This window comes from Absicoccus sp., assembly GCF_034090965.1.
GTDB lineage: Bacteria > Bacillota_I > Bacilli_A > Erysipelotrichales > Erysipelotrichaceae > Absicoccus > Absicoccus intestinalis.
The window spans coordinates 1-11,692 of sequence record NZ_JAXDRQ010000042.1; the positions used below are offsets into that span (position 1 = coordinate 1).

Here is an 11,692-nt window from a genome sequence, read left to right on the forward strand (position 1 = left end):
TTAGAAGGTTATAAGGCTTCCTACGACACCGAAGGCAAGTTACATGTAGCCTTTGATCAGACTCAATATGATGCCTACACCAAGGCACAGGCAGAAGCCGAGGCGAAAGCAAAAGAAGAAGAGAAAAAGCAGGACAAACAGGATGAAATCTTGAATCAGATCATCGCGATGGGTATCGATATCGGACAGATGAAAGCGGATATCGACTTCTTAAAAGCCATGTCCGGTGTGGACTCGACCACGAAGGAAGGTGCATAGTATGACCGTATATCAGATGGCTAAACTATACTACCCAAAGTACTGGACACTTCGTATGCTTCAGATGCTTGTCAAGGCTGGACGACTTACTCAGACCGAGATGGATGAGATCGTGAACGGTTTCAAGGAGGGCTAATCTATGAATCAATTACAATCAAAAAACTGGTGGGACGCGGCACTTATCCGTGCGGTCAAGACGGTATGCCAAACGGCTGTCGGGACCATCGGGGCCAGTACCATGATCGAGTCAGTCGACTGGAAAGTGGTGCTATCCGCAAGCCTATTGTCCGGACTGGTATCACTGCTTACAAGCCTTGGCGGCTTGCCTGAGGTGGAAGATGATCACGCCTAAAGATGGCATGACCTTTGAGTTCTTGTTTTCATTGGCCGCCTTCGCGGTATTGATCGTCAATGTGGTGGTTATGATCAAGAGCAACTCAAAGTCGGATGCCGAGGGTGTTGTCAAAGCAAATCTCAAATTAGATGCACTTTGTCGGGATTCGAGCGAAACAAGGCTTGATCTTAAATCCATGAAATCAGATATCGAGAAGATGACAAAAAAGCAAATCGAGCATGACTTCCGTTTGGAAAAGATCGAAGAAGACCTAGACAGTGCATGCGGAAGAATCACTAAGCTTGAAGAGAAAGAAGGGTAATAACATGGCAGAAAAAGACGAATTTGAAAAATTAAGCAACGAAGCAAAAGAAGAACTTTCAAACAATAAAGAAGAAGAAAAGAAAGAAGGTAAGTAGTATGCATAGCAGTCTAACTAACAAGATCATCTTATCACCAAACCATAGTGGTCAACGTGTATGCAAGGTAAGCAAGGTCACCATCCATCATATGGCCGGTAACTTATCTATCGAGCAGTGTGGCGCTGTCTTCCAAAATACGGCAAGACAAGCATCGAGCAACTACGGCATCGGTTCAGACGGCCGTGTCGGATGTTACGTAGATGAGAACTGCCGAGCATGGACAAGCTCAAGCAACTGGAACGATCAGAGAGCAATCACCATCGAAGTTGCCGATAACAACTTATCTACCTGGAGCATCTCAGACGCGGCATATACTAAGCTGATTGAGCTATGCGCCGATATCTGCAGACGCTATGGCATCACACCAAGCTATGACGGTACGCCTAATGCAAGTTTCACAGAACATCGTATGTTCGCCGCTACTACATGTCCTGGCCCATGGATCCATGCCCGTATGCCTCAGATCGTGAAAGACGTAAAGGCTATGATGGCCGGGTCAAAACCTACAACAAACAAAGTGCAAGGCAACTTGCCTGATCAGATCTTGACAGTAGGAAGCAAGGTCCGCTCTATCGGTATGCTTGTCGAGAAAGTTGATGTTGCCAATCAGATGATCTACAACTCCGTCGCCGGCGGTTGGATCCCGTCAAAAGATGTTGATGAAGTGGACGCTCGTGATGGCAAGAAAGATCAGATCCTTAACGTCGGCAGTGGATTTGCATTCCCTCACGAAATGACGGTTGGAAAAGTCGATGTACCATCCGACAGTGTATACATCACCGAATTAGGATACTGGCTAAAGGCTCGATGCCTTACCGAGACCAAGGAAGGTCAGTAGATGGCGCTCCACTATCGCAAGAAGCCGATCGTGATCGAAGCGATGCAGCTCAATTTCAGCAACCGTGATGCAATCATCGAATTTGCAAAAGGGCACATCACGCTATCATGGCGTGATGGATACCTGGAAGGTGCGTATGTGCAGACTTTAGAGGGCTGTATGTATGCTTCCTATGGCGACTATATCATCCGTGGCATAGATGGCGAGTACTATCCGTGCAAACCGTCGATTTTTGAGAAGACGTATGAATTAGCAGACCAATTATTTTAAAAGAAAGGAGATGATGATACATGGATGAAAAAGCTATAAGAATTGTTTATAACTATATTGACGAACATTTGGATGCAAAAAGCACAAAAAAATATGAGGTATTTGTTGTATGGAAGGTTAAAGCATTACAAAACTGGAAGTGGTTGATTTCATCAACGCTTGCCGATGGGATGTATTACGAAATAACTTATAATGGCGATATAAAAGAATTCTATTTAGATGCATATAAAAAATTCGAAAACAGATGCATCAAAGATACTTATTAATTCGCAAAGCAATTTGCAAAACAACTTTTTAAACTGAAGTATATGTTTTGCAAAAATCAGTTATTGTTTTTACTGTTTTTCTAAAAAAAGCAGTTAGTGCACGATTTTGCAAAATATGACACTAAGAAAAATTATAGTGTCGAATATCACGAAATGTGGCACTAAGAAAATTCAACTATTGTTTTCGTGTAAAAGGGGTAGTTATATGGCTACCCTCTTTTTTTATGCTATAATATGACTGTGAAATGGTCACATTCGATGGGACTAAAAAAAGAAGATAACTTACGATGGATAAACGTTGGGAGTGATCCTATATGCTTTGGGTTATCTTCTTTTTTTTGTGGTATAGTTATAGTAGAAGAACAAAAAGCAATTTGCTTTTCGAGATGGTAGTGCCCCATGTACTACTGTCTTTTTTTTTGTGGCCGATTTTTGGCATAAAAAACAAAAATAGGCATGATTTTTTATAAGTTATTATAGGTCTTATTATCATAAAAAGACCGTATATAAAGCATATGGACATTTATAAATCCGATTAAAGTGCTTCTCCTCTTTTGTCCGTTTCTAAAAACGGCATTGTTGAATAATTCAACTATATTTCTATCGAGTAAAAAAAGGGATGGCCTTAGCGGTCATCCCGATTTTTTTTATGTTACGATGCTTTTTTTAGAATTAATACAGCCGTTTGTATAAATCGTCAACGGTGGTATTCATCGCGGACGCCAATTTAATCGCGTTGGCTACTGACATTTTTGCGAAATCGGTTCGGCCTTTGATCAGATCACGAACCGTCTGTTCAGGCACACCGGCCTTTTTTGCAAGACTTGAAGTGGTGTGCGGCCAAAGATCCGCAAACCTAAGCTCACGTTTGATACCCATCAGGGAGCAAAGTGAAGCATAATTGAAATATGCGTCTTTGTCTTTTCTAAAGCCTTTAACACGCTTTTTGCTCACAAAGTCAAACGCTTGTTCGTTAAGTGGCATATACTCACCTGTATCAATGCAATACAATGTATAAGTACCATCGACTTCTAACAATCGAACATGGTACTCTTTGTAGGCATCTTCAACGCTTTTAGAGCGAACCAGTTCATTTAATTTGGTACGTTGAGCTTCCCAATAATCAACGGTATTTTTTTCGCATTTGCCGTTGATCTGCAAGCCAGATTGTAAATCCTTAATAGCATCGCGGAATGCCTTGTCAAGCCATTCATAATCGTGAATGGCGTGGGTCATATCATGCAACATTTCGCTTGGATTGTAATTTTGTAAAAATTGTTCGTTTTTCATATTGTTTTTCATATTATTTTCCTCCGGGGCTTTTTTTAAGTCCCTTTCTATCTACACCCATATACTACCACGGTATACCGTGGTATACAAGCACAAATTGCATTTTTTTGAAATTTGTTTTAATCGTGATAACCTTACACCGATATAGCCCAAAGTTACACAAAAGCACCACAAATATATCTATATATAATATAGGTAAAGGGATATGGCTTTCCCTTTCTTAAAACTTTCTTGAAAGCGCCTTAGGTAAAAATACGATACCTAAGGCGTTTTCATTGGTCTAAAAAGCTATCAATTTGTATCAAAGGCCTACACATTTAATAAAGAATAAAATATAAATTGAATTGAAAGGATGTACCAGAGGCATCTTCCTTTTTTATAGCTTGATTCAAAGGCCTTCTTTTTTATATAATTGTTGCAATGGGAGTGAATAAGTATGAATTTTTCAATGTTTAATGATTCCATGTTAATGTGGGTCATCGCAATCATCATATTTGGCTTTATTGGTTGGTCCACATATAAAACGGTCAAATTGATCATGGCAAACCGTAAAGCTCTCGAATTATTTCAGAGTCAGCATCCACATGCAGGAGTATTGGATGGATCCAAAAAATCGATGTTGTTGACATTTGCCTTTGGCATCGTTTGTATTGTTTTCTTATGTATTACAGGTACGGTAATAAAAGTGGACATGAGTCAAATCTTCTACTATCGTGTGGCTTATTTAGCGTTGGCATTGATTTTCTTTGGTCAAGGTGTTGAGATGAGCGTACGTAAGAAATTATGGTTTGCCGAAGATGGGTTCTTCTATATGGAAAAATTTTATCGTTTTCGTATGATCACTTCTTATGAGCGTCAAAAAGGAACGGTACCAACTGTGAAGATCCAAATTGGCCAAGATGGAATTGTTTTACCAAATAATATGGCTGTCGTTGTAAAAGAACATGCCGAAGCGTGGAAAACCGCAAAGAAAGCGTCGAAGAAAAAAGGAAAAAGATAATTATGGCTAAGGATACTAAAAAGCAGGAAACACCGCAAGTTACGCTAACGATGCAAAAGATTCTTGATCGAGAAGAAAAAATGAAGAAGCGAAATAGTGGGCGTACCGCTAGTGAAGCTGTGATCAATGTATTTCGTAAACATAAGGCTTTCAGCCCCAAGCGAGCTGTACAAATCGATGCATTTAAGGATTTGCCTTTATCAACTTCAACGATTTCGTATACGATGGCTAATTTGATTGATCAAGGCGTCATCATGCAAAGTGAAGATAAAAAGGACTATTGGTTCAATGAAGCCCGTTGGAATGAATTATCGAAAGAAGTTGTTCGTGACTATCAATTGGTTTTTATTGTTCCATTGGTTGTTGGTTTAGCTGTATTTGTCTTGATTAAATTCGTATTTCACTAAAAAGAGCTAACGTTATCTGTTAGCTCTTTTAATATGCCATTTGTTCGTGGGTTGTTTGTTTTCCGTATACCTTATTTTTATACCCTTTCACCCTTCTTGGATGTTTTCTGACCCTCACACTTGATTTCCATACTCTTTCAAAAATGACCTTTATTGAAGATTTGTATTATTATTATGTTTTCTCTTCGCATTCATTTTTTTTTATTATATTTCCATCAATTCTCATTTAAAACGATTTTTTCAGAATCCTTTCCATTCTTACCACTATTTTCTTTTAAATGATTTTTTTAGTACATCGATTCTCCAAACATACCTCTATTGAAGATTTCTTTCCATTTGGATCTCTCTTCTCATGTATCTTCTTATTGAATGCCTTTTTTTCATTTGAAACAGCTTTTTTCAGAAGATTTCTTCTTACCATTTTCCCTTTTCAAATGATTTTATTTTGTACTGTGTGCGAACAAATGGATGTAAACGAAGATTTCTCCTCTTCGTATGCATCGATTTCTTTTGTACTTATATAATAACAGGAATCTTTTTATTTACAATAAACTGGCATTTTTGGCTAAAACTCTGGCATTTATTGATATATATAACTTTTATTTAAAAAAAGGGGACTTACATATCTGGATGGATATTTCTGTACGTGTGGAATTCCAGATTTGTTGTCCCATCTTCATTATTGTATTTTAAAAATAAAATGCAATGTGATTATTTGAATATTAAAAAACTACAAAAAAATTGGTATAGTAAAAGAAAATAGAGATATTACTTTGGAATGATAGGGAAAAGAAGAAATAGGAGATAATTAAATCGTGAAAGATTTATTTGGTGGAACTAGTAGATTTCCAGTATCGAATCATTGGGGAAGAACAATAAATTTGTAAAAAATTTGGTAAAATAAGAAAAAATGATATAATAATTTTGCTTTGCAAGGGGAGAGACAGAAATGTCAAAGAAAAAAGAGATACGACAAAATCAGATTTATCAGTTGTTGGTTGATAATGGTCGCATGCGCATCAAAGATCTCGCTGATCAGCTCGATGTCACGACGGAAACATTGCGAACGGATCTAGTCGATCTCGAAAAGCAACGTCGTGTTGTTCGTGAACATGGCTATGCGCGAAGTCTTTCTGAATTAGAAGAATCACCCCTTCAATGGCGTGAAAAAGAAAATGAAACAGATCGAAAAGTTGTGGGTATTCGTGCTATGCACTTGGTAGAAGATAATCAAGTCATCTTTTTGGATTCGGGATCTACGGTGTTATTGGGAGTGCCCGTTTTGGCAACCAAACATGGCATCACGGTCGTGACCAATAGCATACCCGTGGCTTATCAAACTGCATTGATGGATATCCATACGATCTTTTTAGGTGGACCCGTTACGAATATCGGTTTACGGACCCATGGCCATCGTGTCGTTGAAGCTATTGATGAAATCACTTTTGATCTCGCTATTCTTGGTAGCGATGGGATTGCGAATGCTCATGGATTTACGATTCTTTCGTACAATGAGATCAATATCAAAAAACATGTTATTGTCCAGTCAAAAAAATCAATTGTAGCAATGGATGGTTCTAAATTTAAGAAGAAAGCTTCTTTTGCGTTTTGTAATTTTAGAGATATCGATACTTTAGTAACAAATCCTTTTTCCGAAGAAGATAAAGCCATCGTTAAAGAAATACCGGAAATTATCGAAGTATCTTGACGCATGAACAGTATTTGATCATTTGTATACATCCCTTGATGAATTATGGTAAATTATGTGAACAAATGATTGAAAGAGGTTACAAACCATGTTAACATGGAGGAGTAATAAGACGGAGGACGAAACAATGAAATATGTAATTATGGTAAGTCATGGTGAGTTCGCACCTGGTTTACATTCAGCTGTCAAAATGATGACTGGTGATCGCGATGATGTTCTTTCTACAAGTTTGAAAGACGGAATGAGTGCCGATGAATTTGCAGAAAACTTCAAGACACTAACAAAAGATATCAAGGATGATGATCAAATTATTTTATTGGCTGATATCTTAAGTGGATCTCCATTCACCAATGCATTGAATGTACTTTCAGAACGCGGCTTGATGGGAAATACATTGGTATTAGCAGGAATGAACATGCCAATGGCAATCACGGCTGTTTTGATGAAAGACAATTTCGATGATTTTGATGCTTTAGCAGAAACATTGTTGAGTGAAGGTCGTTCAGGATTGACTCGTTTTACAGTAGACGACGATGCTGATCAAGACGACGATATTTAATAAAATTTGGTAAGGACGTTTCATAGATCATAGAACGTCTGGATAGAAACTAAAGGAGGAATAATATAATGATTAGTTTCGTACGTGTGGATGATCGTATCATTCACGGTCAAGTTGTCACAAGATGGTCAAAAGAATACCCTTGTGATGGTATTATTGCAGTGAATGACAAAGCTGCAACTACGCCTGTTTTGAAAAAATCTTTCCAGGCTAGTACAGATAAGAAAGTCTTTGTTTGGACGATGGAACATTTCTTAGATGTACAAGAGAAAGTATTGAATTCTAAGAAAAACTATTTCTTGATCACTAAGAATCCAATCGATATGAAGAAGATCTTAGTTGATCACAAATTTGTACCAAGCAATGTAAAACGTATCATCATTGGACCATGTAATGATCGTCCCGGTGCTACAAAACTTGGTAACAACCAAAGTATCACTCAAGAAGAAGCGGATGCACTAGAAGCCATCACAAAAGCTGGTTACGAAGTTGAATTCGCATTGGTTAAAGAAACTTCAATTGGTACTTGGGATAAATTTAGATCTAAATTTGGTTACTAGAAGAAGGCAGCTTCTAGTAAGCATTTAGATAAATAAAGTATAAGGTTTAAAGGAGAGAAGAGTATGACTTTATTTCAAGCTATTATTATTGGTATTTTGAGTATGTTAGCTGCTTCTACACCTGCCATGGCCGGTACTACTATCGGTAACTATACGATGAACCGTCCACTAGTTGCTGGTTTGTTATTGGGAATCGTCTTCGGCGATCTTCGTGGATGTATCCTAATTTCAATGCCAATGCAAGTTATGTGGATCGCTTTGGTTACTCCAGGTGGAACCGTCGCATCTGACTTGCGTGCCGTTTCTTATATTGGTATTCCATTGGCTTATGTAGGTGCTCGTGCTGCAGGTATGGATTTTGGTGGAAAAGAAGCGCAAGGATTAGCATCTTCTATTTCTGCTATGACTGGTGTTATCGGTATCACATTGTTCTATTTAACAGCAATGATGAACTTGATCTGGCAACACTGGGGCTGGGCTCAAATTGAAAAAGGAAATATTGAATGTGTCGGTAAAGTAGATGCCTTACTGCCTTGGATCACAAATATCGTCATTTCATTTATTCCAGTTACATTACTTTGCTACTATGGTTCAGGTGCCGTAGAAGAAGTATTCAACAACTTAAATACTTCTGTATGGTACGTCAAGGCTATCTTAACTGTTGGTGCTGTTTTACCAGCTGTAGGTATCTCTATCTTGTTGAAGTCTGTAATCACTAAGAATTCTGACTTGATCTACTTCATGTTTGGATTCGCATTGGCAGCTTCTATGGGATTGACATTGTTAGCCGCTACAGCAGTTGGTGGTGTATTCGCATTGATCGACTACAAGATGGCTATGAATAAGATTGAATTGTTAGAAGCTGGCGCTGGCGCTAGTGGTGCTGACGACGATGAGGAGGATATTTAATCATGGCTGAAAAGAAAAAAATCTCTGAAAAGGCGTTAAATACCGCATTCTGGCGTTGGTGGTATGGAAACTTAACATGTTTCTCACAAGAACACATGCAGACATGTGGGTACATGTGGGCTATGCTTGCTCCAATTAAAGATCTTTACTCAAGTCATGAAGATCAAGTAAAGGCTATGCAAGCTTATACTCCATTCTTCAATACTGAACCTCAAATTGGTGGTATCGTTGTTGGTATTACTTGTGGTTTGGAAGAAGCTCGTGCAAACGGTGCTGAAGAAATCGATGATGAATTCATTAACTCTATTCGTGCAGGTTTGATGGGACCTCTTGCCGGTATCGGTGATTCTTTGATCGTTGGTACATATATCCCTATCTTACTTGGTATCGCATTAGGATTAGCTGAAGGTGGATCTCCAATTGGTCCTCTATTCTATATCATCGTTTGGAATGTAACGGAAATCTTATTTGAAAAATTTGTCTTCAAAAAAGGTTACGAACTTGGTGGTTCTGCTGTTGATGTATTAGTTGGTGATAAAGCGACTGCATTCCGTGAATCTGTAATGGTTTTAGGACAAGTAATCGTTGGTGCAATGGCTGCTTCTTGGGTAACTGTTTCATCTCCATTGGTAATCGCAAAAGACTCAACTGGTGCTGATGTTACATTGATCTCTCGTTTAGATGGTGCGTTCCCTAAACTATTAACTTGTGCATTCGTATTGTTGGCTTGGTTCTTACAAGCTAAGAAAGGTATGTCTGCTGTTAAAGTATTATTGTTGTTCGTAGTCATCGGATTCGTTGGATCTGTAATCGGAATCTTAGGTTAATCTTTAACGATATGCAAAGCGGAGGCTTTAGCCTCTGCTTTTTTTTCTTAAACAAAGGAGTGATCAGATGAGTAAGTTATCACATAAAGAAAGAGAGCAACTGGCAAGTATTATTGATCAAGAAAATGCCATGTTGAAACGCGTTCGAAGAATCATTCGATGGGAAACCATTTTATTAGTTATTTTCGTCATTTTATATATTTGGGGTGCTTACGTGACAAATGACGCATTCCTGCCAAATATAGGTCCGGGACTTAAAACGGCCTTTCGATGGATTGGTTTGATTGGTTCCATTGTCTTTTTGATACTAATGGTCTTGTCCTTTATTTCCTATCGAAATGGACGGAAAGGATTGCTTGCCAAAATTGATTTGTATCAAGGAAAAGAGAATAAATAGCGATGACATAGCGAAGCTATGTCTTTTTTTGACTATAGGAATATGGTATTGATATAATAGTGCCTAGAAGGTGTATATATGAAAAAATTATCCATTACGATGTATTCCAGTGCCGATAAAGTAGCTGGACAAGGTGTAGGTAGCGCTTATAAAGAACAGGTACGCTTAGTCAAAGAAGGAGCGTCTGACCTTTTTGATGTCCGTATCAACGATTGGAAACATCGAAGCGATATTCAACACTTTCATACGGTAGATCCCCAATTTTTTGTGAAAATGCATGATCATCGTTGTGTAAATATTGCCTATTGTCATTTTTTACCCGATACACTAGAAGGCAGCTTACAACTCCCTGGCGTTGCCTTTACTGTTTTTAGTAAATACGTGGTTCAATTTTATAAGAGTGCTGATCGCTTGGTCGTTGTGAATCCAAGCTTTATAGATGATTTGGTTGCCTATGGCATTGATCGTAAAAAGATTTACTATATTCCTAACTTTGTTTCTAAGGAACAATTTTATTTAAAACCCATAGAGCAACGGAATCAAATTCGTCAAAAATATGGCTTTCAAGCCAATGATTTTATCGTATTTGATGCTGGACAAGTACAAACCCGTAAAGGCGTATTGGACTTTGTGGAAGTGGCAAAAAAATGTCCAGACTATCAATTCGTTTGGGCAGGAGGATTTTCGTTTGGGAAAATTACGGATGGCTATGAAGAATTGAAAGAAGTACAGGCACATCCGCCCAAAAATGTGCATTTTTTAGGTATCGTACCACGCGAAGACATGGTTGACCTTTATAATATGGCGGATGTCCTTTTTATGCCAAGCTATAATGAATTGTTTCCAATGACCATCTTAGAAGCAGTCAATCTAAGCATTCCTTTGGTTTTACGTGATCTAGATCTCTACAAAGATATTTTGTTTGACCATTATCTGCGTGGCAATGATAACGATACATTTGCCAAGATTCTTAAGAATCTACACGATGAACCAAGTATCTATCGCAGTGCACAAGCTGATTCACAAGCAATCAGCGACTATTATTCGAAAGAACATGTTTTAGACATGTGGCGAAAATTTTATGTCGATGCATATAAAGAAAAGAAGTATAAATAGGAACGACTATGAAAAATCATAAATATGTATGGAACATTCTATTAGTTTTATCCATTACGGGAATTGCTCTATACTTTGCGTTAAAAGACAACTTTACTATCATCGTGCATGCAATTGCTTCCATGAATATCTTCTCCCTTTTGATCGTGCTACTATGGGGTGCCCTCTTTACGATTGTATGGGGACTTGTTTATGTGGTATTAGGGAGGAAATATATTCAAAAATATTCCGTGAAAGATGGCGTTGCGGTTGCGTTTGTGGGGGCTTTCTTTGCCGGCATTACGCCAAGCAGTACGGGTGGTCAATTTGGTCAAGTCTATATCATGAAGAAACAAGGAATCAAAGTGAGTGACTCCGCCAGTATTTTATGGGCTGACTTTATTATCTATCAAACCACGATGATGATTTATGTAACTATTCTATTTATCTTGCGATATGCCTATTATCGAAGTCAAAGTGGCTGGTTTCGTATCATTTTTTTAGGTTATTTGATCAATTTGATCGTGATCCTTGTATTGTATACCATTGCGC

17 protein-coding genes are annotated in these 11,692 nt (G+C 38.2%); 16 read left to right on the top strand and 1 reads right to left on the bottom strand.

Features of this window, described 5'->3' with window-relative positions:
- From SOS22_RS05640 to SOS22_RS05665, 6 genes are all read left to right on the top strand, one after another.
- Nucleotides 1–258: hypothetical protein (locus SOS22_RS05640; protein ID WP_320596591.1), on the top strand; the 258-nt coding region annotated here is incomplete at its 5' end.
- 139 nt (nt 259–397) lie between these two features.
- Nucleotides 398–610 (top strand): holin, encoded by a 213-nt coding sequence (locus tag SOS22_RS05645; RefSeq protein ID WP_320596592.1) that lies wholly within the window; start codon nt 398–400, stop codon nt 608–610.
- Nucleotides 597–914 carry a hypothetical protein gene (locus SOS22_RS05650; protein ID WP_320596593.1) on the top strand — a complete coding sequence of 106 codons (318 nt, stop codon included), beginning with the start codon at nt 597–599 and terminating at the stop codon, nt 912–914. Before SOS22_RS05645 ends, SOS22_RS05650 begins: the two co-directional genes overlap by 14 nt.
- Before the next feature lie 98 nt (nt 915–1,012).
- The gene (locus SOS22_RS05655; RefSeq protein WP_320596594.1) at nt 1,013–1,852 is read left to right on the top strand and encodes a peptidoglycan recognition family protein; all 840 of its coding nucleotides are present in this window, start codon (nt 1,013–1,015) and stop codon (nt 1,850–1,852) included.
- Nucleotides 1,853–2,122 (top strand): hypothetical protein, encoded by a 270-nt coding sequence (locus SOS22_RS05660; RefSeq protein ID WP_320596595.1) that lies wholly within the window; start codon nt 1,853–1,855, stop codon nt 2,120–2,122.
- 20 nt (nt 2,123–2,142) lie between these two features.
- Nucleotides 2,143–2,388: a DUF6275 family protein gene (locus tag SOS22_RS05665; RefSeq protein WP_320596596.1), complete on the top strand. Its 246-nt coding sequence runs from the start codon at nt 2,143–2,145 to the stop codon at nt 2,386–2,388.
- A gap of 672 nt (nt 2,389–3,060) precedes the next feature.
- Here the strand turns inward: SOS22_RS05665 and SOS22_RS05670 are convergent.
- Complete coding sequence (locus SOS22_RS05670) at nt 3,061–3,690, bottom strand: helix-turn-helix transcriptional regulator (RefSeq protein ID WP_320596597.1); 630 nt, start codon at nt 3,688–3,690, stop codon at nt 3,061–3,063.
- 424 nt (nt 3,691–4,114) lie between these two features.
- Here SOS22_RS05670 and SOS22_RS05675 point away from each other — a divergent pair, with 424 nt between their 5' ends.
- The 10 genes from SOS22_RS05675 to SOS22_RS05720 all read left to right on the top strand — a co-directional run.
- Nucleotides 4,115–4,678 carry a hypothetical protein gene (locus tag SOS22_RS05675; RefSeq protein ID WP_320596598.1) on the top strand — a complete coding sequence of 188 codons (564 nt, stop codon included), beginning with the start codon at nt 4,115–4,117 and terminating at the stop codon, nt 4,676–4,678.
- 2 nt (nt 4,679–4,680) lie between these two features.
- Nucleotides 4,681–5,085, top strand: coding sequence for a hypothetical protein (locus SOS22_RS05680; protein WP_320596599.1), 405 nt, complete (start codon nt 4,681–4,683; stop codon nt 5,083–5,085).
- A 949-nt stretch (nt 5,086–6,034) separates the two neighbouring features.
- On the top strand, nt 6,035–6,793 hold the full coding sequence (locus SOS22_RS05685; protein ID WP_320324875.1) for a DeoR/GlpR family DNA-binding transcription regulator: 759 nt from the start codon (nt 6,035–6,037) through the stop codon (nt 6,791–6,793).
- Nucleotides 6,794–6,920: 127 nt separating this feature from the next.
- Complete coding sequence (locus tag SOS22_RS05690) at nt 6,921–7,352, top strand: PTS sugar transporter subunit IIA (protein ID WP_320324874.1); 432 nt, start codon at nt 6,921–6,923, stop codon at nt 7,350–7,352.
- Nucleotides 7,353–7,420: 68 nt separating this feature from the next.
- The gene (locus SOS22_RS05695; protein WP_320324873.1) at nt 7,421–7,912 is read left to right on the top strand and encodes a PTS system mannose/fructose/N-acetylgalactosamine-transporter subunit IIB; all 492 of its coding nucleotides are present in this window, start codon (nt 7,421–7,423) and stop codon (nt 7,910–7,912) included.
- Between the two features lie 63 nt (nt 7,913–7,975).
- Nucleotides 7,976–8,821 (top strand): PTS sugar transporter subunit IIC, encoded by an 846-nt coding sequence (locus SOS22_RS05700; protein WP_320324872.1) that lies wholly within the window; start codon nt 7,976–7,978, stop codon nt 8,819–8,821.
- Nucleotides 8,822–8,823: 2 nt separating this feature from the next.
- Nucleotides 8,824–9,648, top strand: coding sequence for a PTS system mannose/fructose/sorbose family transporter subunit IID (locus tag SOS22_RS05705; protein WP_320596600.1), 825 nt, complete (start codon nt 8,824–8,826; stop codon nt 9,646–9,648).
- A 67-nt stretch (nt 9,649–9,715) separates the two neighbouring features.
- Nucleotides 9,716–10,045, top strand: coding sequence for a hypothetical protein (locus tag SOS22_RS05710; protein ID WP_320596601.1), 330 nt, complete (start codon nt 9,716–9,718; stop codon nt 10,043–10,045).
- A gap of 78 nt (nt 10,046–10,123) precedes the next feature.
- On the top strand, nt 10,124–11,161 hold the full coding sequence (locus SOS22_RS05715; protein WP_320596602.1) for a glycosyltransferase family 4 protein: 1,038 nt from the start codon (nt 10,124–10,126) through the stop codon (nt 11,159–11,161).
- Nucleotides 11,162–11,169: 8 nt separating this feature from the next.
- A partial coding sequence (locus SOS22_RS05720; RefSeq protein ID WP_320596603.1) for a flippase-like domain-containing protein occupies nt 11,170–11,692 on the top strand: 523 nt, incomplete at its 3' end.